Source organism: Massilia sp. Root335 (assembly GCF_001425685.1).
Lineage (GTDB): Bacteria > Pseudomonadota > Gammaproteobacteria > Burkholderiales > Burkholderiaceae_D > Telluria > Telluria luteola.
The window spans coordinates 198,186-220,288 of record NZ_LMCY01000033.1; the positions used below are offsets into that span (position 1 = coordinate 198,186).

General features: G+C 65.2%; 19 protein-coding genes and 1 tRNA gene. 17 read left to right on the forward strand and 3 right to left on the reverse strand.

Going from position 1 to position 22,103, the window contains the following annotated elements; genetic code table 11:
- Nucleotides 1–640: choice-of-anchor Q domain-containing protein (locus ASC93_RS32265; RefSeq protein WP_307189015.1), on the forward strand; the 640-nt coding region annotated here is incomplete at its 5' end.
- A gap of 94 nt (nucleotides 641–734) precedes the next feature.
- Here the strand turns inward: ASC93_RS32265 and ASC93_RS18850 are convergent.
- Entirely contained in the window at nucleotides 735–1,406 is a 672-nt protein-coding gene (locus ASC93_RS18850) for an SOS response-associated peptidase (RefSeq protein WP_056445705.1), read from the reverse strand.
- Nucleotides 1,407–1,650: 244 nt separating this feature from the next.
- Between ASC93_RS18850 and ASC93_RS18855 the strand changes: the two genes are divergently transcribed.
- The 5 genes from ASC93_RS18855 (at nucleotide 1,651) to ASC93_RS18875 (ending at nucleotide 5,441) form a co-directional block, all read left to right on the forward strand.
- Entirely contained in the window at nucleotides 1,651–1,971 is a 321-nt protein-coding gene (locus ASC93_RS18855; RefSeq protein WP_157202005.1) for a hypothetical protein, read from the forward strand.
- Between the two features lie 5 nt (nucleotides 1,972–1,976).
- Complete coding sequence (locus ASC93_RS18860; RefSeq protein WP_056445711.1) at nucleotides 1,977–2,378, forward strand: hypothetical protein; 402 nt, start codon at nucleotides 1,977–1,979, stop codon at nucleotides 2,376–2,378.
- A 479-nt stretch (nucleotides 2,379–2,857) separates the two neighbouring features.
- Nucleotides 2,858–3,955: a hypothetical protein gene (locus tag ASC93_RS30940; protein ID WP_157202006.1), complete on the forward strand. Its 1,098-nt coding sequence runs from the start codon at nucleotides 2,858–2,860 to the stop codon at nucleotides 3,953–3,955.
- A complete protein-coding gene (locus ASC93_RS18870; protein WP_056445717.1) occupies nucleotides 3,937–4,554 on the forward strand; it encodes a hypothetical protein in 618 nt (205 codons plus the stop codon). Before ASC93_RS30940 ends, ASC93_RS18870 begins: the two co-directional genes overlap by 19 nt.
- Nucleotides 4,555–4,799: 245 nt before the next feature.
- Nucleotides 4,800–5,441 (forward strand): hypothetical protein, encoded by a 642-nt coding sequence (locus ASC93_RS18875; RefSeq protein ID WP_056445719.1) that lies wholly within the window; start codon nucleotides 4,800–4,802, stop codon nucleotides 5,439–5,441.
- 170 nt (nucleotides 5,442–5,611) lie between these two features.
- Here the strand turns inward: ASC93_RS18875 and ASC93_RS18880 are convergent, their stop codons facing one another.
- Nucleotides 5,612–5,878, reverse strand: a complete 267-nt coding sequence (locus ASC93_RS18880; RefSeq protein ID WP_056445722.1) for a flagellar biosynthetic protein FliQ — start codon at nucleotides 5,876–5,878, stop codon at nucleotides 5,612–5,614.
- Between the two features lie 471 nt (nucleotides 5,879–6,349).
- Between ASC93_RS18880 and ASC93_RS18885 the strand changes: the two genes are divergently transcribed.
- The 10 genes from ASC93_RS18885 (at nucleotide 6,350) to ASC93_RS18930 (ending at nucleotide 20,874) form a co-directional block, all read left to right on the forward strand.
- Nucleotides 6,350–7,561, forward strand: a complete 1,212-nt coding sequence (locus ASC93_RS18885) for an FAD-dependent oxidoreductase (RefSeq protein ID WP_056445724.1) — start codon at nucleotides 6,350–6,352, stop codon at nucleotides 7,559–7,561.
- A complete protein-coding gene (locus tag ASC93_RS18890; protein ID WP_056445727.1) occupies nucleotides 7,558–9,570 on the forward strand; it encodes a hypothetical protein in 2,013 nt (670 codons plus the stop codon). Before ASC93_RS18885 ends, ASC93_RS18890 begins: the two co-directional genes overlap by 4 nt.
- A 66-nt stretch (nucleotides 9,571–9,636) precedes the next feature.
- On the forward strand, nucleotides 9,637–11,043 hold the full coding sequence (locus ASC93_RS18895) for a ferritin-like domain-containing protein (protein ID WP_056445731.1): 1,407 nt from the start codon (nucleotides 9,637–9,639) through the stop codon (nucleotides 11,041–11,043).
- A 10-nt stretch (nucleotides 11,044–11,053) separates the two neighbouring features.
- Nucleotides 11,054–12,511, forward strand: coding sequence for a hypothetical protein (locus ASC93_RS18900; RefSeq protein ID WP_056445734.1), 1,458 nt, complete (start codon nucleotides 11,054–11,056; stop codon nucleotides 12,509–12,511).
- Nucleotides 12,504–13,313: a hypothetical protein gene (locus tag ASC93_RS18905; RefSeq protein WP_056445736.1), complete on the forward strand. Its 810-nt coding sequence runs from the start codon at nucleotides 12,504–12,506 to the stop codon at nucleotides 13,311–13,313. Before ASC93_RS18900 ends, ASC93_RS18905 begins: the two co-directional genes overlap by 8 nt.
- Nucleotides 13,310–14,671, forward strand: a complete 1,362-nt coding sequence (locus ASC93_RS18910; RefSeq protein ID WP_229412792.1) for a radical SAM protein — start codon at nucleotides 13,310–13,312, stop codon at nucleotides 14,669–14,671. Before ASC93_RS18905 ends, ASC93_RS18910 begins: the two co-directional genes overlap by 4 nt.
- Nucleotides 14,661–16,097 (forward strand): NAD(P)/FAD-dependent oxidoreductase, encoded by a 1,437-nt coding sequence (locus ASC93_RS18915; protein WP_056445739.1) that lies wholly within the window; start codon nucleotides 14,661–14,663, stop codon nucleotides 16,095–16,097. The genes ASC93_RS18910 and ASC93_RS18915 overlap by 11 nt, the downstream gene beginning before the upstream one ends.
- A 129-nt stretch (nucleotides 16,098–16,226) precedes the next feature.
- Nucleotides 16,227–17,759, forward strand: a complete 1,533-nt coding sequence (locus ASC93_RS18920; protein WP_056445743.1) for an alpha-L-fucosidase — start codon at nucleotides 16,227–16,229, stop codon at nucleotides 17,757–17,759.
- Between the two features lie 119 nt (nucleotides 17,760–17,878).
- A complete protein-coding gene (locus tag ASC93_RS18925; RefSeq protein ID WP_200958362.1) occupies nucleotides 17,879–19,798 on the forward strand; it encodes a glycoside hydrolase family 97 protein in 1,920 nt (639 codons plus the stop codon).
- Nucleotides 19,795–20,874 (forward strand): non-reducing end alpha-L-arabinofuranosidase family hydrolase, encoded by a 1,080-nt coding sequence (locus ASC93_RS18930; protein WP_200958363.1) that lies wholly within the window; start codon nucleotides 19,795–19,797, stop codon nucleotides 20,872–20,874. Before ASC93_RS18925 ends, ASC93_RS18930 begins: the two co-directional genes overlap by 4 nt.
- 145 nt (nucleotides 20,875–21,019) lie before the next feature.
- Here the strand turns inward: ASC93_RS18930 and ASC93_RS18935 are convergent.
- A tRNA-Leu gene (locus tag ASC93_RS18935) sits at nucleotides 21,020–21,106 on the reverse strand.
- 176 nt (nucleotides 21,107–21,282) lie between these two features.
- Between ASC93_RS18935 and ASC93_RS18940 the strand changes: the two genes are divergently transcribed.
- Entirely contained in the window at nucleotides 21,283–22,089 is an 807-nt protein-coding gene (locus ASC93_RS18940) for a hypothetical protein (RefSeq protein ID WP_056445749.1), read from the forward strand.
- Nucleotides 22,090–22,103: the final 14 nt, after the last annotated feature.

A 22,103-nucleotide genomic window follows, 5' to 3' on the forward strand; every position in this document is an offset into this window, starting at 1 on the left:
GACCTGCACGAGCGCAGGCGGTTCGGCGATCGGCGTGGACAGCTATTACCACGGCGTGATGACGGATGTGATCGGCAACGTCGTCAACGACATCGGCCCGGCCGGCTGCACGTATGTCCAGGGCATCTATTTCAGCACCTCGGGCTCGATCAAGAACAACCTGGTCTACCGCGTGGGCGCGGTGGCGATCCACCTGTGGCACGACGCCAATAACGTGGTCATCACCAACAACACGGCAACGGCATCGAACTTCGGCATGGTGATCGGCGGCGGCGACTTCTATTACACGACGGCCGGTGCGAACAATGTGTTCGTCGCGAACAACATCGTGTACGACAACAAGTACGGCATCTCGGAGCAGGGCGTGACCGGCAAGCAGAACGTGTACAAGAACAATCTCGTGACCAAGAACTCGACGTACAACATTTCGCTGCGCAATGGCCTCGTCGCCACCGCGACGGTCAGTTCGGACCCGCTGTTCAAGGGCTATTCGCGCACCGCGACGACGCCCGACTTCCACCTGACCACCAGCTCGCCGGCAATCGGCCGCGGTATCGCGACGAACGCCTACCCGACCGACCTGGACGGCAAGCCCCGTAACGCCACCACGGGTTACGACATCGGCGCCTACCAGCACTGATCCGGTCGTGCCCCTGGACTCTCCGGGGGCGACGCAAGCGGCGGCCCGCATGCCTTCCGGTGTGCGGGCCGTTTGCTTTGGATCGGTCGATGCTTCAATCGTCCAGGGGCGTGGTGATGCCTGGCCCGTCCGCCCCGGCCCGGTTCACGGCCGTGCTGACCTTGTACCAGTCGAAGGCGTCGGCCGGCACGGCGGCATGGCGCGCCAGCTCGATCGCCTGCTGGGGGGACAGGTCCGGATCGAGCCACAGCTTCGCGGCCTCGGCGTCCAGCACGACGGGGCGGCGGTCGTGGATGTCCAGCATGCCGCCGGACGCGTCGTCCGTGACGATGACGAAGCCCGCTTCCGCCCGGTTTTCGGCGAACGGGCCGAAGTTGGCAACGGCCAGCATGAACAACGGTTGATGATCCTTGCGGTGGATGTGCCAGGGTTGCTTGTGACCCTTTTCTCCCGTCCATTCGTACCAGCCTTCGGCCGGCACGACACCGCGCCCGTTCTTGACGAGCCGCGACCAATAGCGGTTGGCCAGTTTTTCCAGGCGCGCATTGATCACGATCGGCACCTTGCCCTCGGCCCATTTGGCGCGATAGCTCCAGAACACATCGTCCACGCGGTGCTCGCCGTCCTGCACGTGCATGACGGGCCGATAGGTGCCCGGCGCCGCGTTCGGCGTCGGCCTCGACTCGCTGTCGAGCACGGCGTCGGTCCAGCCGATCAGGTTGGCGTAATGGCGCGCCGTCTGGCTTTGGTCAAATCGTCCACACATGGGACGATGGTAGCGCAGATGGGCGACGGCGGTCGTCCGTTAGGGCGGTCCATATCGCCGTCGCCGAAATATTTTGTGTCTCCCCCCTAAACAATTTCCAGAACGCACGGATACCTTGTGATCGGCGGTGGGCCGGCTCGACCTGGGCGCCCACCGCCCAACAACACCAACAAGCCTGTTGCGGCAGGCGTCTACACAAGGGATGGCGGCGATGGTTGCGATTACTGGCGGGCAGGGTCTTGGAGTGAACCTGGGTTTGGCGGGCGTGTTGGGCGACCGCGGACTGGTGGGGCAGGCACAGGCGGGCCGCAACGGCCAGCGGGTGTATGTGAACGGCAGCACCGGGAACCTCGTCGTGCAGACCCAGGACGAACAACTGTTCGACCACGGCCTGGACCTGGGTGTCGTGCGCACCTATAACAGCCAGGGCCAGCTGGACGCCAACGCCACCGACAACGCCAGCACCGGCCTGTACGCGCGGCGCATCGAGCTGGCCGAGGGGGAACTCGGCGGCTACGGCAGCACGTTGCGCCGCACGGCGCGCGACGGCACGCAGACCGCCTGACGGGCGTGGTCGTCGATCTCAGCCCGGAAGACAACAGTGTGGCCGACGGCCAGGTGTACCGCACCGATTACCGCTATGACGGCGACAGCCTGCGCCTCGCGTCGATCGCCCAGAGCGACGGCGGCTCGCTGGCATTCTCGTGTGTCGAGCAGGATGGCGTGTACCGGATCGCCGCGGTGTCCGAGGGCGGCGCCAGCAATCCGGATGGCAGCTACAACATCGCCATCACCGGATGCTCCTTGGTCGTATGGGGCAGGTGGCCCGCGCCGTGCCTCCGACGCTTTGTAAGCAGGGCGAGACGACCTGTTTTCGTGCCAACTCAAGGGATCGCGATTGGTGTTGGTCTGCCGCAGCGGCGCTGTCGTGGGGCTGAAAACCCGCTGCATCGTGCATCCTGGCTCCAATAGAGGATCGGTACGCAAAAGGAGCTTGAACTGGTTTTCCCTGAACAGATGGAGGATTCGGTGTCAAAATTCGAGGGTGTATCGCGCCGGGGAGCAGGCGCGTGTATTAATTTCTCTCGATTTCAAGATCGGAGAGGTCGCCTATTCAGTAGAGGATTCGTACTCGGAGCGGACGAAGCAGGGTATACCGCGGTGAAAGTGGTCGTCGGCCGCAAGGAAACGAGTCTTTCTTGCCGCGGCAATGCGACGGTCGGTTCGGAGTTCGAAATGATCTCCCAGGAGTTGGACCAACTTCAAAAATGAAAAGGGCGGACAGTATCTTAAGAAATCAATCCGTGGCGCTCACATGACGTCAGGCGGATGGTACAGGTGCTGGCCGGGCTCGATCGAGATCAAGCCGCGCCCGAGCCGCGCTGCGTACAGCGTTGTTGTGGTCGCCAGCTCAGCTCCCTCTAACCTGATAACAATCGGAGATAACGAACTTGATCAAACCAAGGATTTTTTCACGACTGTTGATCGTTTTTATCGCTGCACTGCACGGCTTGGGTTCGGCGACGCCACTGGGGACGTCGCCGCAAGGCCTCTGGACCGGAACGCTCGGTAATAATGAGATCGTTGCGTGTTTCGACCGGCGTGGTGAGAATGAAAGGCCGCATGGAAGCTATTACTATGCTCGATATTTGCGCCCGATTTCCCTCACACCGCAGGCCGGTAAGGGCGAGTGGACCGAAGGCCCGGATGCAAGCTGGATACTGACCTCCATCGACGATACCCAGCTTAACGGCGTATGGCGCCGGAGCGATGGCCACGGGGATTTACCCGTACATCTGAGTCGTTTGTCCGGTACGAGCGCACGTCACGGTTGCGGTAGTGACTTGTATAACCTTCCTTTAGAAAGGGAAGCCCTTCGGGTTGCGATTGGGCCGATCAAGTATTTCGGACAAAAGCGCTACCGGCCAATCTCGATTGCCGGCGTCCAGTTGATCGAGTTGGTCGATAAAGGGCTTGGCATCGCAGCGATCAACCGGCAACTCCGTGCTGAACTGCCGGGTGGCGATGGCGATGTCAGGGCGCTGCGCGAGCAGTTGCGGGAACTCGTCAAGACGCAGGGCCGCTACGTGTTCGACACGGTCAGCGCCGAGCCGATCGAATGGAACGACCGGTTGGTCACAATCCAATTGCACCGGGATTTCGCAGGCGAAGGAGCGGCTGGCGCCGAAAATGGATTTCGTACCTGGAACGTCGTGAGCGGCGCCGAAATCGATCCGTGGCGCTGGCTTGGTGGCGCGTCCGGGCGTAGCGCCGATTTGTCGCTTCCTGTGATACGCAGGACGGGCGTGTTGTCCGCGAAGTTGAAGAGTTACCTGATGAAGGTTGCTCATGTAGGTAGCGAGTGTCGCGCTGTGTACGATGAATCTTCGGTCGCCGGAATTCACGTTAGCGAAATCGGCGTCGAGTTCCTGCTGGGAAATACGTTTCATCCGGAATGCATGCAGAACGTGCTCGTTTCGCCTGAGGCAATGCAGCCGTTTTTGAATACGGAAGGGAAATCCGGATTCCGATGGCTGACCAAAAGATAGTGCCGGATCTCGTCTGTATAATCGACATGGTGTGCTTGGGACGGTTTGCGACCAGCGCCCAAGCGAACGCTGCCAATTCCTTGCGCGCGCCGAACGAAGACGTGTTTTTCAATTTCCCGCTCAAGGACACGGTGCTGCAACAGGTGGGCGGGACGTTGACCCTGCTCGGCGAATTGATCGGCGTTCTCGACGTGGGAGCCGTAGCCACGCACGGCTATCGCGACCTTATTCTTGGTGGGCCGGGCTACTGTGGCAACCAGGTTTACCATTGGACCGGACGCGCCTACGCTTACGTCTGCAACGCGCCCGGCGACATGGACGCCAAACTGCGCCGCACGTGCACGGCTGCGCCGAGCAGGATCCGATGGTGCAGTGCGGGAAGGACACCCGACCATAATCGTATCCATTTGGTGATGAACCTGACAGAAGGCGATACCGCGTTTACGAAGGACGAGGCGAGATACTGGTTCTGGAGGGATTCAAGGGCTCGAAAAAGTGACTCTGGTTTCAAGGGGGCACGGGCTTCGGTTTGCAGCAAGTTATCTTTGCCGTTTTTGACTACAAGCCTAAATTCATTGTTCAATTCGGCATCGCTTTGAGATTCGATGTAATCGAGGATGTCGTGACGCAGTGTTGGCGTACGCCCCCGCAGTCCCGGGCACACCCGGTGACCGTGAATGCCAACCCGAGTATTTCACGAGCAAGAACAGGAGAATCGAAGTCTATTCGTCTGAAAGATATCGCGCATATCTTGAGTAAGACAAAAGCATTGTTCGATAAGCATTGCTTTCCATTTTCGATCTGGTCAATAAACGAAAAGTTGAATATATAATATAAATAGATAATGAACAAGGTCGAGGTCAATAAGGCGGTATACGACGGTCTAGCGAAAATTCTTGTCCCAGCCGGTTTCAAGGGAAGGGAATCCGACTGCCGGTTTATCCGTCGGACGGCGTCCGGTTTCCAAGACGTGGGCGCTCCGCTTCGGGATTACGATCCTGTGTTCGCATTCTCGGTGAATATCGGACTGCGGGTCGATGCGATCCAGGACGAGGCGAATCCTTTGTATCCGCTCGACTCACAGTACTGGGCCGACTCGTTTACCGTCCTGCTCAAACCTGTCTATTTCCTCGGAAGAGACCTGAAATTCGAGGTGCAGACCCCGGAAGAGATAGACCGTGCGACGAGCGAAATCAAGAGTCTGTTCGAAGACCACGTCTTTTCGTTTTTCGATTCCTGCCAGGATCTCGCAACGGTGGAACGCTTGTTGAATCGGGATCCTGGCAAGCCGTGGATGGCGAATCGGCGAGATCACGCGATCAACGGCGTCATTGCAGCGGCCCTTTGCGCGCGGTCTGATTTCCCCGACATCGTCGCGCGCTATCGCCAGGAGTTCGTCGGATTTATCGAGCCCATAAGGAACCGGGTTGAGGCTGCCGTCGCCCATGCGACTGCGAATATTCTGCCGAACCACATCGGCAAATGAATGATATTTTCTCAAAAAAAGAGGGTTCTGAACGTGATCGATGCGAGCGACAGCGCACCGGCAGGCCGAGCGGCTGCCAGAACGGCGCCAGCATGAGGACCGTCGCGAGGCGCAGTGCGCACGGCAGCACCCCAGTCACCCAGACTGTGGAAAAATCGGCACGCATGGCGTCAGAAGTAGCCGGGGATGCCCGAGATCAGGTCGGTGGCGAGCAGCAGCAGCTTGCGCAGCATCCAGGAGCCGAACAGGGTCAGCGCGAGGACCGTGGCGATCAGTTTCGGGATGAAGGTCAGCGACATGTCCTGGACCTGCGTGACGACTTGCAGCACGCTCACCGCGAGGCCGACGATCAAGGTGCAGGCAAGTACCGGGGCACAGATGGCAACTGCTCCCCACAGCAATTGCGCCAGCAGATGCAGCGCGACATCCGAACTCATGTTTCTCTCCAGGCCGTCGTGGTACGCGGCGTGCTCTTTCAGGGTTCCGGATCGTGCCCGGGTTTGGTCTAGTTATTATTGCGATGCGCGTTTGCACTGCCGTTCGACGGATCGTGCCGCGCTCGCCGGATTCATAAGAATGTCTTAAGTATAATAAAGTTTGATACAAAACAAGACATTTGCCCGCATTCTACAGACAGAAATTTGTCAAAAACTCACCAATTGTTTCCACGCACGATTATTTCGATCTTTACAACGAGCGGATGAAAGAAAAGCCGTGTCCTCTAATTTTTGGAAACTTCACATTGATCTAAATCAGAGTAAGAGTAGATAAAAAATAAATGTTGCTGAAGTAGCGATGGGCGGTTTTTTTGCGCCGGAAACTGTGACAGACTTACCAGCCATTTCGTTGGGTAAATAGCTTCTGGTCACATTCCGCAGCAAGACCTCAACCTGAAGGACGCCATCGCGATGCCTGAAACGGACCCGAACAACTTCGACGTGATCGTGATCGGAGGCGGGCCGCTCGGCCTGTCGAGCGCCTACCACCTGAGCAAGCGCAAGGTCCGCACGCTCGTGCTGGAACAGTTCACTTACATCAACCAGTTGGGCAGCTCGGCCGGCGTGTCGCGCCAGTTCCGGATTCCCTATCCGGACGCGTACATGGTCAAGCTGGTCAAGCAATCCATGCCGTACTGGGATGAGCTGCAGGCGCTCACGCCCGTGCCGCTGCGGGACAAGGTCGGCACCTTGTGGTTCGGCGATCCCGCGGTGCAGTCGACCGAAGGCAATATCAAGGCGGCGGAGGCGGCCTTGCGCGAGCAGGACGTGTCCTATGTGTCCCTGACGCAGGCCGAGCTGGAGCAGCAGTACCACTTCCGCAACCTGCCGGAGAACTACGTCGGCCTGTTCCAGGAAGACGGCGCCAGCATCGACCTCAAGGCCACCCAGACAACCCTGTACGACTGGAACCGCGATTCGCCGTATGTCGAATTGCGGCAGGAGGCGCCAGCCACCCGGATCCGCCATGTGCACGGCAAGTACGAAGTCACCACGCCGCAAGGGGTGTTCGTCGCCGAAAAACTGGTGCTGACGCCGGGCCCGTATGCCGACGACGTGTTCGCATTGCTCGATTTCGGCGTGGCCGCGACGTACTGGAGCATGGCCTCCGCGTTCTACCGGATCACCGATCCGGCCATCCGCTACCCGACGTGGTTCGTGTTCCAGAATCCGGTCGGCGACAACGGCAACCAGTTCTACGGCTTCCCCGAGGTCAGCTGGAACTATCCCGGTTATGTCCGCGTCGCGTCCGACTTCGTCATGGCGCCGCTGGCGTCGCCCGACCAGCGCACGCCGGTGCCCAATCCGCGGGAGCTGGACTATACGGCCGACTGGGTCGGGCGCCACATGACGGGGCTGGAACCGACGCCTTGCTACACCTCCACGTGCCTCGTCGCGCTCAGCAAGATCGCCAACAAGGAATTGCTGATCGACTTCGCGCCGCCGTCCGTGCCGAACCACCGGAACGTCGTCATCTGCACCACCGGCTGGGCGGGAAAATTCGTGCCGCTGATCGGCGCCATCCTGGCCGACCTGGCGCTGGACGGCCGCACGCGCTTCGACATCTCCCACTTTGCGAACGGCAACCAATACTTCACCTCACGCAGGAAGAGCGACCAATGACCACGAAGACCTACGCGATTTTCGGTGCCGGCGCCGCCGGCTTGTACACCGCCTGGCGTCTGTTGAGCGGCAAGAGCGCGCCGGGGAGCGGCCCGTCGAAGCTGCTGGAAGAAGGCGACACGCTGCACCTGTACGACTGGGGCAACTATCGCTTCCGGCCCGGCGACGGCGGCACGCGCGCACCCGGCGCGCGCGTCTGCACCTGGCACTACCGCGACGATTCGGAAAACTCGTACGTCGAACTGGGCGGGATGCGGTATTCGTACTGGGATCGCAGCCGGAAGGACTCGGACACCGTGACCCAGCCCGGCCACCGGCTGGTCACGACCGTCGTCGAGCAGCTTGGCCTGGACAAGTACGCGGTGCCCTTCAACGAATCGACCAATCCGCTGTTCTACCTGCGTACCAGGAATATGTACCTGGACGGGATCACGTCGGCCCAGCCGGCGCCGTATGCGGTGAACAAGTACGGGGCCGCCTCGTCGCCGGACAACGGCTTCACGGTGGTCGAGAACATCGCCGTGACCAAGAAGTCCGGTCCGGTCACGCGCCGCCAGTGGGACCAGTTCTACCAGAACGGCCGCATCACCGCCGACATGCCGTCCACGTCCACGTTCGAAAAGGGCGACCTGCTGAAAAACGTCGGCTACTGGAATCTGATGTACGACCAGCTGGGTTCCGAAGGGTTCGACTATACCGCGGACGGCAACGGCTACACGTCGAACGTCATCAACTGGAACGCGGCGGTGGCGGTGGGCGCGAACAACGAGTTCGCGCCGGGCACGCCCTACAAGACGCTGACGACCGGTTATTCCGGCATGTTCCAGGCACTGTTCGACGCCATCCTCGCGCTGGCGGAGGAGAAGGGCGTGCATTTCGATTACGTGGCGAACCACCGCTTGCACTCGATCCTCGAGGTCGACGGTGCGATCCACTACGGCATCGCGACGCGCGAAGCGCCGGACAAGAAGCACGGCAGCCACGTGTGCGACGCGGCCTGGCTCGCCATGCCGCGCCATGCGCTCGAACTGGTCGCGCGGGCCACCCGCTACGAATCGACGGCCGGACTCGACGTGCTGAACGACGAGAAGGTGCAGCTGTACCTGGAGTCGAGCATCCTGCAGCCCTCGTACAAGATCGGCATGTTCTTCGACAGCGAATGGTGGCTGGATGCCGCCACGCCGTACGCGCCGCAACTGGCCGGCTACGAAGTGACGCCGGCCGTGATCGAGGCGCTGCGGATGGCGCATTTCGCGCCCGGCCATCTGGACGCGATCGCCGCGTCGCCCGTGCTGAACGCGCCCTATGCCAGCGTCGATGCGTTCGTCGCCGACGTGGAGCAGTTGCTGGGCGAGCGCCTGACGCTGAAACAGCAAAACGAGCTCGTGGCCGCCGCCGCCCGCCAGACCATCGGGCCGAGCGTCACCGATACGCCGATCCGCCAGGTCGTCTATTTCGGCAACAATGCGACGGACCCCAACGGTGCGCCGGTGTACGGCCTGCTGGCCTCGTACGACGACGAAGCGTTCACCGATTTCTGGAGTGGGCTGGAGCTGAACCCGAACGAGCTGCGGCAAGTGCCGACGACGCGCAATACCCAGCCGCTGACCGGACCGAGTCCGGTGCCCGACCGCATGATGAAGATGCTGCTGCGGCAACTGGCCGAGGTGCACTTCGGCCCCAACGCCGACCTGTCGGCGGTGCCCGTGCCGCTCGAGGCGCGCTATATGGACTGGTCGCTGCCGCCGTTCAATGCCGGCTACCACGCCTGGGCCGCGCATTACGACATCGGCGACGTGCAGCGGAAGATCCGCAAGCCGTCGCAGCTCATCGCCGGCAAGGACGCCAATATCTTCATCGTCGGCGAAGCGTATTCGAACGACCAGGCCTGGGTCGAGGGCGCCTACTGCACGGCCGAGTCGGTGCTCAACGATTTCTTCGGCGCCGTGCCCCTGATCGACAACGAGCATTACCCGTTCATCTGCTCGGCCAGCGGCGAAGGCGCCTGAACGAAACGGCCATGTCTTGCGGGGCGCTGCGCGGCCCTGCTCACCGAACGACCTACTGGAGAAGTCATGCGTTCTGCACAAATGCGACGCTTCCTGCGCCCCGGCGGTGCGGCGCGATCGGACAAGGCCTTGCTGGAGGCGGTCCCGGAAGGGGAAGAGCTGTCGTTGCGCGAACGTGTCAGCTTCCTGCTGCACGTGGACGCGGAAATCGAGCATTGCCTGATGGTGCAATACCTGTTCGCGGCGTATTCGCTCGGCGGGCCGCAGGTGCCGGAACACCACCGCGAGACGGTGCGCGGCTGGCAGGACACCATCCTCGGCATCGCCAAGGAGGAGATGGGCCACCTGGTGACGGTGCAGAACGCGCTGCGCCTGATCGGCGCGCCGCTCAATTTCGGGCGCGAGGATTTTCCGTGGGACGTGCCGTTCTACCCGTTCCCGTTCGCGCTCGAACCGCTCACGCTGAAGTCCGTTGCCAAGTACGTGTACGCGGAATCGGCGGTGGACTGGAAGGGCGCGCTGGCGGACGAGATCGGGCAGCTGGTCAAGCAGGAGGTGCAAAGCCCGCACCGGGTGTCCGAGCTGTTCGGCGCGCTGATGCCGCTTATCGGGCGCCTGCCGGAAAGCGCGTTCCAGCCCGAGACCCTGCGCAACCAGGCCGACTTCGCCGAATGGGGGCGCGGCTACCAGGCCGGGCAGCGCGGCAATACCACGCCGCACCATGCGCGCAACACGCCTGACGTCCTCGTCGTGCCGCTGGCCTCGCGCGGCGATGCGGTCGCCGCGCTCAAGGCGGTGGCCGAGCAGGGCGAAGCGCCGGGTCCCGACGCGGACGACGAACGGTCCCACTTCAGCCGGTTCCTCAAGGTCTACGAAGGCATGAAGGCGGCGGAGCGGGAAGGCTGGTCGCCGGCGCGGCCGGTCGCCACGAATCCGTACGTGTCGCTCGATCCCGACCTGGAACAGCCGGGCGACGCCGGCGCGGACGCAGGCGCCGCGCTGATCGTGAACCGCGAAGCCGTCCTGTGGGCGCGCCTGCACAATGTACGCTACCGCATGCTGCTCACGTTCCTGCACCACAGCTTCCTGCTCGACGGCGGTGCGGACGCGACCGCCGCATTCACGCCGCGCGGCGCCGTCATCAACGCGACGTTCGGCGAAATGTACAACCTGCGCGCCCTGTCCGGCCTCCTGATGCAACTGCCGCTGGACCCGGCCAATCCGGTCGCCGGCAACGCCGGGCCGCCGTTCCAGATGCCGTACACGCTCGACTTGCCGGAAGGCGAAGGCAATCGCTGGCGCTTGTACCTCGAGCTGCTCGACGCCGCCGCGAGCCTGGTTGGCGCCCTGGAGGCGGTCGCCGAGCCGGCGCGCCGCCATTTCCTGGCCGCGTTGTCCGACAGCGACGCGCAGCTGCGCGCGACGGTGCTGCGCATCCTGGCCGGGCGCACCGCCCGGGACCAGGCCAACTGAAGGAAACCCGATGACCATCCGCGAACTCCGCATACTTCCCCCGCTGGCGATCGGACGGCTGGGCGCCTCGCCCCAGCCGCTCGAGGCGTTCGACCTCCAGGTGCCGCCCGGCCGGCCGCTGGATTTTCGTACCATCGTGCCGCAGGAATCCTTCGAGATCGACCCCGAAAGCGGCGCGATCGTCCGCGCCTACGTGCCCGAACGGATCGCCTTCAAGGACGCCGACGGCTGGATCCGCCCGGTGGCGCCGTTCCTCGAAGTGTTTGCCCTGACCGACGCGCATCCCGACGAACTGGTGCCCCTGACGCTGGACCTGCTGGCCGCCGAAGGGATCGAACCGGCGCAGCTGCGCTGGGAGGTCGAGGTCGCCAACATCAAGCTGTTCCGGCGCACCGGCGACCCGGGCGACAAGATCGTCGCGCGCCTCCCGGCGTTGACGGACCATCGGCGCCAGCCCCTGCACGGCGCGTGCGACCACTTCCTGCCGGGACGCAGCCTGCCCCTCGGCACGGTGCAGTTCATCCGTCCGACGCCGGCATTCCCGCAGATCCGGCTGCGCTTCACGCCGGCCGCGGGCAAGGTGTACGGCGCCAGCCGCACGCGCCACGATCCGGCCACCGGCAAGCAGGTACCCGATCACATCATCGACGACGAAGCGCTGGTCCTGTACGACAAGGACAAGGGCCGCTGGCATGGCTACGAAGAGGCCCAGGGCGGCCCGACGCTCACCAATCCGGCCCAGATCTTCGCCGGCTACAACACGCCGGACCCGAACGCGCCGGACAAGACCCTGCGGGTGAGCTGGGGCTACCTCGACGACGAGTGCGACGGTGTCGTGCGGGTCGTGATGCGCCGGCCCGATGGCACGGAGCTGGCCGCGCATGCGACCATCGGCGCCGGCCCGCCCGCGTTCGCGCCGGACACGCTGCCGATCCGCGTCGTTTCCGACGAGCTGGAGCAGATCCTCTACGGCCCGCGCGTCCGCGAGGCCGAGGTCTCGCTCGATGAGGCGGAAGCGATCGTGCGCCGCGCGCTGGAGACGATCCGCCTCATGAACACGGCGGTCATGAACGGCAACAGTGTCAACGGCCGCGAGGACGTGGCCAGCACCATGGTGCGCCAGGACACCGGCGACTTTGCGCGCTACTTCGCGCCGATCGCCGCGCCGGCGCTGGTCGACAACCTGGCCCTGCGCGCCCTGCACGAGCGCGTCTTCAGCACCCTGGCGGCCGGCGGCGCCCCATGGTTCGCCGAAGCGTTGCGGCGACCCGAGGAGATCGGCGACCTGAGCGACGGAACGCGCCGCAAGATGCCGGCGCTGATGCGCGGTGCCGACGGGCGCGGCCTGACGCTGACCCGGCGCCAGATCGACATCGTGGTCAAGGCCGCGGCACGCGCCATGTTCGGCGCGCCCGCCGTCTCGGGACGGCATAGTGAACAGCACGCGAAGGACAGCAGCGATGAGTGACAAGATCAAACCGGCGAACATGGCGGCCCAGCTGCATTACCGCGGGGCCGGCAATCCGTATTCGGTGCTGCCGCGCACCGCGATCTCGAATTGCTTTCCGGGCCTGGAATTCGATTTCCGCAATGTCTGGCGGCGCGCGATCGAGGGCATCGTCCTGGTCGAAAACAACAACTACGTCGTGGCCGCGGAGGCCCCGGAGTACGCGCACCTGGTGGGCCACCGGCTGCTGTCCATCGACGGCCTGCCGACGATGGTCGTGACCAGGGGCCCGGTCAGTCCCGGCGGCGATTCCCAGCGCCTCGGCACGACGGCCAACCCGAACGCCGTCTCGTTCATGGAGTGGTCGAACTCGATCGCGCGCCTCGTCGACAAGCAGGGGCAGCAGGTCGAATGCAGCTTCACGGCGGCGCCGTCGGCCACCGAAGTGATCGCGTCGGAGCAGAAGGAACAGCTGGTCCTCACGATGACCCTGCGCAGATTCTTCGACGGCGACAGCGCGGCATTCGCGGCCGGCCTCGTGCAGCCCGGCGAGCTGACGCAGGGCCTGTGCGCGCCGTGGCAGAACGACTACCGCGAATGCGCCTGCTACTACTGGGCCGCCAGCCGTCCCGACTACGTGAACGTCGAGCCGACCGCCGACGGCCAGAGCCGGGGCGACATGTGGTTGTCGAAGGAGCGCACCGGTTCCTATGTGCCGGACAACCGGACCGACCCCCGGCTGCTGTCCTACGACGACCTGTTCGCGGACTGGCAGCGGCAGCTCCACTTCATCATCGGCGGCAAGGACGCCGACGCGTCGTGACCGCACCCGCCCGCATCCTGGCCAGGCGCAGCATGCGCGACTCGCGGCCGCGCAGCCGCCAGTTGCACCTGCTCGAGCACGCAGGCGGCGCCCAGCTGCTGGTCGCGAACGGCAGCCGCCTGTACCGCCTGGCGCCCGCGCAGGGCGATGCGTTCCGCGCCGCCCTCGACGGCATGGACGAGGGGGCAATCGCCGCCCTGATCGCGTCCAGCGGCCTGGACGCGCCGCTCGCCATCGACGACACGCCGCTGGCGCCGATGGCGCCGCACGCGCTGTCGCTGGCCATCGCCCAGAAGTGCAATCTCGGGTGCACCTATTGCTATGCCCAGCAGGGCAGCTTCGGCGGCACGGCCACGGCGATGAGCGAGGAAGTCGCGCGCCAGGCCGTCGACCGGCTGCTGGAGTCGGCGCTGCCGGGCAGCCGGGTCAATCTCGCGTTCATGGGCGGCGAGCCGCTGACCAACCGCGCCGTCCTGCGCGCCGCCACCGCGTATGCGGCGGGCGGGGCCGCGGCACGCCAGGTGGACATCGGCTTTTCGATCACCACCAACGGGACGCTGCTGCGGCCGGACGACGCCGACTTTTTCGAGCAGCACGGATTCGCCGTGACGGTGAGCCTGGACGGGCTGCCCGAGCAGCACGACCGCCTGCGCCCGTTCAAGAGCGGCAAGGGCTCGTTCGACCGCATCATGGAACGGGTGGCGCCGCTGCTCGCCATCCAGCGGCGGGCCCAGGTCTCGGCCCGCGTGACGGTCACGCCGTTCAACCTGCAGCTCGTGGACAGCCTCGATTACTTCGTGGCCGCGGGGTTTCACAGCGTCGGCTTTTCGCCGCTGCTGCGCGCGCCGAACGGCGAGGACGAGCTGGGCCCGGAGCGCATGGAGGACATGCTCGAAGGGATGATCGCGTGCGGCCTCGCGTTCGAGGAGCGGGTGCTGCGCGGCGAGCGCTACCCGTTCCTCAACATGGTCAACGCGCTGCGCGAGCTGCAGCGCGGGACGCATCGGCCCTATCCATGCGGTGCCGGTGCCGGCTATTTCGGCGTGTCGGCCAGCGGCGACGTGTCGGCCTGCCATCGCTTCGTCGGCGATGCGGAAGGGCAGTTCGGCACGCTGGCCGACGGCATCGACCGGGGCAGGCAGGCCATCTGGCTCGCGCAGCGGCACGTGCACGCGCAGCAGCCCTGCAGCAACTGCTGGGCGCGCTACCTGTGCGGCGGCGGTTGCCACCACGAAGTGCTGGCGCGCGGGCGCACGGCCTGCGACTACATCCGCGGCTGGCTGCACTACACGATGCAGGCGCATGACAGGCTGAGCCGGCTGGCGCCGGACTGGGCGGCCGGAGCCCATGGCGACTAGCCGGCGCGACACCGACGTCGTGGTCCTCGGCGCCGGGCCCGCGGGCAGCTGCTGCGCGCTGCGGCTGCTCCAGCTGGGTTATCGCGTCACCCTCGTCGAGCGTGCGCGCTTTCCCCGCGCGCAGATCGGCGAATCGCTCACGCCCGGCATCGCCGGCATCCTCGACCTGCTGGGCGTCCGCGCGCAGGCCGATGCCTTGCCCCGCATGGCGGGTCCCGCCTGGCTCGTATGGGAGCACGCCGACCCGGCGCCGCGCGCGGCGGCGGGCGCCAACGCCATGGTGGACCGGGCGAGCTTCGACGACGTCTTGTTCCGGGCCGTCGCGGCGCGCGGCGGCCGGTGCCTGCAGGCGGCGGCCATGGCCGGGCTGTCCGGCGCGCCCGGCGCCTGGCAGGTGCGGCTCGCGACCGCGCACGGCATCGAGACCGTCGGCGCGCGCTTCGTGGTCGACGCCACCGGGCGGCGCAACAGCGGCGGCGCGATGCGCACGCCGACGGCCGCGCCGCTGCTGGCCCTGTGGACGGATCTCGACCGGGGCCCGTGCGCGCATCTGGTGGAGGCATGTCCCGACGGCTGGCTGTGGGGCGCGGCCCGGCCCGACGGGCGGTTCCGGATCATGGCGTTCGCCGACCCGGCCAGCGTGCGCGGACGAGATGCCGAGCGCTGGCTCGCCGCGCAGCTCGCGCGCAGCCGCCTGTTTGCGGTCGCCGCCGGCGCGTTGCGGCCCGGTGCCGTGCATGCGTGCGCGGCGACGCCGGCATTCAGCGAAGCGGCCTGGCAGCCGGGTGTCGTCAGGACGGGCGACGCGGCGTTCTGTATCGATCCGCTGTCGTCCAGCGGCGTCGAGAAGGCGCTGCGCTTTTCCCTGCAGGCGGCGGTCGCGGTGCATACCGTCCTCGCCGACGCCGGCGACGAGAACCTGGCGCGCACGTTCTACGAGCACCGGCTGGCCGAGTCGGTCGCCACGCATCGCGCCTGGGCCCAGCGCTACTACAGGATGGCGTGGCCGGACGACGCCAGCCCGTTCTGGCGCGCACGGCGCGAGGATTTCGTGATGACGCCGAAGGGCGGCTCCGCATTGGCGCGGCTGGTCGCGCGTACGCCCGTCCCGGCGCCCGGGCCGGCCGCCGCACCCGGGATGCTGTTGCGGGGCGAGGTGCGCCGCTGCGACGCGCTCGATATCATCGACGAGCCGTGCGTCGTGGACGACCGTGTCCAGCTGCGGCGCGCCGTCGCGCACCCGAACCTGCCGCGCCCGGTGGCATTCGTCGAGGGGGCCGAGATCGTGCCGTTGCTGGACGTGCTGGCCGCGGTGCCGCGGCTGGAAACGGCGGTCGAGCTGTGGTCGTACCGGATGCCGCCGGCGCGCGCGGCGCGCATCGCCGCCTGGCTGTGCGAACAGCGGCTGGTGCGCGCGGCCGGATGATCGGGTAGCCGGCCCCGAAAGAATGGCGGCCATCGTTTCCCACGCGGACGACATAAACGTGTTGCGAGGCACGAACGGAACATCTATACTCTCGAAAGTATCTTATATATTAAAAACCAAGGAGATTCGATGATCCGCCGTGCGCTTGCCTCCACCTTCGCCCTGTGCAGTTTGCTCGGCAGTCCATGGGTGTCCGCTTCCGAGAATGCCGGTCCGCCCGTCAAGCTGACCCATGTCGCGGGACCATTTACCGCCGACCCGGCTTCCTTGAACAAGTATGAAACGCCCGCGTGGTTCCGTGACGCCAAGTTCGGCATCTGGGCCCATTGGGGACCGCAGGCGGTGCCGCGTGCCGGCGACTGGTACGCGCGCAATATGTACGTCTACGGCACGGCGCAGTACGAGCATCACCTCAAGACGTATGGCCACCCGTCCAAGTTCGGCTACAAGGACATCATTCCGTTGTGGAAGGCCGAGAAGTTCGATCCGGACGCCCTGATGGCCCTGTACGCCAAGGCTGGCGCGAAATATTTCGTCAGCATGGGCGTCCACCATGACAATTTCGACCTGTGGGATTCGAAGTACCACCGCTGGAATGCCGTCAAGATGGGGCCGCATCGGGATATCGTCGGCGCCTGGCAGAAGGCGGCCGTCAAGGCGGGGTTGCGCTTCGGCGTGTCCGAGCACCTGGGGGCAAGCTATGGCTGGTTCGGCACCAGCCATGGGCACGACGAGGTCTTTCCGGAGCTGGGCGTACCCTATGACGGCGCCGATCCGAAGTACGCGGACCTGTACCACACGCCGCACGACGAACTCTTTGGCGGCGGGTCGAAGTGGTACACGAAGGACACGGCCTTTCACCAGGAATGGTACAACCGCGTGACCGACCTGGTGACGCATTACAAGCCCGACCTGCTGTATACCGACGGCGGCATCCCGTTCGGCGAGACCGGCAGGACCCTGGTCGCCAATTTCTATAACGACAACATCAAGACACACGGCAAGCTGGAGGCCGTGTACAACCACAAGGACATCGGCTCCGGCGAATTTCTCCGCAAGGCCGGCGTGCAGGACGTCGAACGCGGTGTCATGAACAGTATCCAGCCGCTGCCGTGGCAGACCGACACCTCGATGGGCGACTGGTTCTACAGCGAGGGCTACAAGTACAAGACGACGCAGGACGTCGTGACCATGCTGGCGGATATCGTCAGCAAGAACGGCAACCTGCTCCTCAACGTGGTGCAGTATCCGGATGGCAGCCTGCCGCCCGAGTCGCGCCAATTCCTCGATGAGATGGCTGCCTGGATCAAGGTCAACGGCGAAGCGATCTATGGTACCCGGCCGTGGAAGACGTTCGGCGAAGGCCCGACGAAGACGGAGGGCGGCGCGTTCAAGGAAAACGCCGGCTATACGGCCCGCGATATCCGCTTCACCACCAGGGACGGCGCGCTGTACGCCATCACGCTGGGCGAGCCGAAGGGGCAGGTGCGCATCGCCTCGCTCGGCGCGCGTGCGGGACTGGAAACGCGGCCGGTCAAATCGGTGTCGCTGGTGGGTGCGAGCGAGCCGCTGCGCTGGAAGCAGCAGGACGACGCGCTCGTGATCGAACTGCCGGCCGCCATGCCGACGGCAATCGCGTCCAGTTTCAGGATCGGGTTCTGATCGGACAAATTTATTAGCCGGATTCGCGAAAAACGTGCATTTCCGAGCCCCGTCGCATTGAATATATAGAATACAATCGACGGTTGCATCGGAAACACGGAACAAGCGGAGACGGTTACATGAACACACGAATGATGACATTGGCGGTGCTGGCCGCCTTGAGCGGCGCTGCATGCGCCGCACCTGCGGGCCCTGTCACGGTGACGTCGCCGGACGGCCGGGCCGCTATCCGGATTGCGCCCGACGGCGGCAGCTATGTCGTCACGCGCGGCGCCGAAACCGTGATCGCCGCGTCGCCCCTGGGCCTCGAACTCGACGGCCAGCCGCAGCTCGGCGAACTCGAACTGGAAAAGGTCACCACGTCGACGACGGACCGCAAGATCCCCCTCGTCGCGACCAAGGCCTCCGTCGCGCGCGATCATTACCGCGCCGCGACGCTGGTGTTCCGCGAACGCGCGCAGGGCATGCGCCGGCTGCTCGTCGACGTGCGGGCGTACGACGACGGCATCGCGTTCCGCTACCGCATGGACGGCAGCGCGCCGGTCCGCCTGCGCGGCGAGAAGACGGCGTTCGTGCCCGCCGGCGATCCGGATTGCCTCGTCTCGGTCGCGGAAGGCGCGCACGAGGTGCCGTTCGCGCGCCAGAAAATTTCCCGGTTGAGCGGCAACCAGGGCTACGACGTGCCGGTCGTGTGCACCAGCCCGTCGGGCCGCACCGCCTACGCGATCACCCAGTCGCATCTGGAGGGCTACACGGGCGCTTCGCTGTGGCGCGAAGGCGCGGCCCTGCGGGTGCACCTGTCGGGAACGCCGGGCCGCGCCGCGCCCGTGTATGAATCGCGCGGCGGGCTGCAGACGGCCTGGCGCGTCGTCATGCTGGGCAACCGGGCGGGCGACCTGATCGCGTCGAACGTGGTCGGCAACCTGAACCCGCCGCCGCAGGGCGATTTCAGCTGGGTCAAGCCCGGCAAGGCCGCCTGGGACTGGTGGTCGGGCCCGCTCGCGGGCATGAAGCCGGACATGGCCGCCTACCGCCGCTTCATCGACTTCGCTGCCGCCTCCGGGTTTCCGTACTACCTGATCGACGCCGGCTGGGCGCACGGCAGCGGCGGCTGCTGCGACCCGCTGCCGACGACGGACATCACCCGTGCCGCCGAGGGCATCGACATGCCCGGCCTGGTACGCTACGCGGCGGAGAAGGGCGTCGGGCTGATCCTGTGGGCCCACTGGGACCACGTGAGACCGCGCATGGACGAGGTGCTCGACACCTATGCGCGCTGGGGCATCAAGGGCGTCAAGATCGACTTCATGAACCGCGACGACCAGGACGTCGTCGACTTCTATCACCGCGTGGCGGCCGCCACGGCCAAACGCCACCTGCTGCTCGACCTGCACGGTGCCTACGTCCCGGCGGGCCTGCAGCGTACCTATCCGAACTTCATCACGCAGGAAGGTGTGATGGGCGCCGAGTGGGACAAGATGCAAAAGAAGATCACGCCGGAACACAACCTGATGCTGCCTTATACGCGCATGCTCGCCGGTCCGATGGACTACACGCCCGGCGGCTTCCGCAACGGCACGCCGGCGACCTTCGCGGTGCGCGACGTGCTGCCGTTCGTCCAGAACAGCCGCGGACAGGAGCTGGCGAAATATGTCGTGTACGACAGCCCCCTGCAAATGGTGTCCGACGATCCGGATGCCTACCGCGGCGCCGAAGGGTTCGATTTCATCCGCCGCGTACCGACGGCCTGGGACGAGACCCGCTTCCTGTCCGGCGAGCCGGGCCGGGATATCGTGCTTGCGCGCCGCCTCGGCAAGACGTGGTACGTCGGCGCGATGTCGGCGGAAGAGGCCGCGACGACGAAGCGGGTTCCGCTCGACTTCCTGCCGAGCGGGCGTTACCGGGCCACGATCTGGGAGGACGGCCCCACGCCGAACGACGTCAAGCGCCGCGAGGCGGACGTCACGGCACGCGACGGCCTGGCGCTGCACCTGGCGGCAGCGGGCGGCGCGACGGTCATCCTGGAGCGCAAACCATGAGGGCGACGACGCCGCGGCTGGCCATGAAATCCTGTCTTTGGCTGAGCCTGACGATTGCCCTGGCAGGGTGCAGCGGAATCGGTGCGGTGGCAAACGGCACGGCGGCGCCGGCGCCCGCCAGCACGTCGTTTGCGTGGACCTCGAGCGCGCCGCTCATAGCGCCGCAACCGGATCCGACGCAGACGATTTATGCCGTGAAAGATCCATCGATCGTCTACGCGAACGGCCGATATCACGTATTCATGACCACTGCCGGGTCGGCAGGCTGGGGGCTCGGGTACACGAGCTTTGCCAAGTGGTCGGACGCATCGTCGGCGAAAATCGTCCCGCTCGACAAATCCGCGATGGGACCGGGGTATCGCGCCGCGCCTCAAGTGTTCTATTTTGCGCCGCAGAAAAAATGGTATCTCGTCTACCAGGGCGGCGATCCCCTTTATTCGACGTCGGACGATATTGGCGATCCGATGTCCTGGAGCGCGCCGAGACCGTTCTTTCCCGTCGTGCCCGACGTCGTCAAGCAACCGCAAGGCAATGCCTGGCTGGATTTCTGGGTGATCTGCGACGACGCAAAATGCTATCTGTTCAATACCGATGATGGTGGGCGTCTGCTGCGGTCGGAAACCGATATCGGCCGGTTCCCGAATGGCTTCCATAATACTGTCGTCGTCATGGCCGAAAAAGCGGGGGACCTGTTCGAGGCCAGCAATACCTACAAGATTGCCGGCACGCACACGTACATCACCCTTGTCGAGGCAGTTTCACCGAAAGGGCGCTATTTCCGCATCTGGAAGAGCGATCGCCTGGACGGAAAATGGGAGCCGTTCTCTTCCGCGCCGATGAACGCGTTCGCCAGCCGCGATAACGTCGCGCAGGCCTGGTCGGAAGGTGTCTCGCACGGTGAAATGATCCGGACGAACACGGATCAGACGATGACAATCGATCCTTGCCGGCCGCTCGAATATCTCTTCCAGGGCAATGACCCGGCAGTGCATACGGACGACTACATCAAGATCCCGTATCGCCTGGGCGTCATCACGGCGCAAGGGGGGAATCCGGTGAGCGCACTCTGCCGCTAACCCGGCGCATCGATGTGAATCGCCGTGATAGTCGGGCAGGCCGACAAGCGGGGGAGGGCTGAGACGGACCAGGCCGATCGAAGCCCTCGATCTCGGCGGGCGGGCAGGGGCGTTGCCGCACCTGGAGACGGTGCGACTGAAAAAGTGGTGCCCGGAGCCGGGATCGAACCGGCACGCCATCGCTGGCACGGGATTTTAAGTCCCGGGTGTCTACCAGTTTCACCATCCGGGCAGCGCGCAGGATTCTAGCACAGTCGGACCCGGTCAGGGTCGAAAATGCAATGTTGACGGCTCGGGCGCGGGCCTGCGGCTGTGGCGTTCCCTTCAACCGGGGGCACGCATGGTGTAGCATGCGGGGCGATACGCCGCGGCCGTCGCCGCCGCGGCAGGACCACGCAAGGAAAACCATTGAATATCACGATCAACGAAGAACTCCGCTCTTTCATCGATCCCCTCACGCCCGTCGAATACGCGGCGCTCGAACGCAGCCTGCTGGCCGACGGTTGCCGCGATGCGCTCGTGCTGTGGCGCGACGTGCTGATCGACGGGCATAACCGCTACGACATCTGCCGCAAGCACGACATCCCGTTCCGCACCGTCGCCAACGACAAGTTCGACTCGCTCGAAGACGTCATGCTGTGGGTTATCGACAATAATCTCGCGCGCCGCAGCGTGTCCGATTTCCAGCGCGGCATGCTCGCGCTGCGCAAGAAGGAAATCGTCGCCGCGCGCGCGGCCCAGCGCGCCGCGCAGCAGCCGGCGGACGCCGCGCCGGAAGCGGCGCCGCAGGAAGCGGCCGAGGATCCGTCCGACCCGCCCTGGAGCACGCGCGAGGACGTGGCCAAGGCCGCGCGCGTGTCCGCGAACACGCTGAGCCAGATCGAGCGCATCCGCAAGACGGCGGCGCCGGAACTGGTCGATGCCGTGCGCAGCGGGACGATTTCCGTCAGCGCGGCCGCCAGCGTCGCGTCGCTGCCGCCGGATGCGCAGGTCGCCGCCGTCGCCGGCGGCCGCAAGGAATTGCAGCAGGCCGCGCGCCAGGTGCGCGAGCAGAAGGCGGGCGCGAAGCCGAAGAAGGACACGATGCCGGATTCGCCGGAAGACCAGGTCAAGGTCTTGCGCAGCCAGGTCGGTGAACTCAAGGACCGCGTCGCCACCTTGATGACGGAAAACGAAGTGCTGCGGCAAAAGCTGGCTGCGCTCGGCGCCGCCTGACCCGCGAGGAGCGT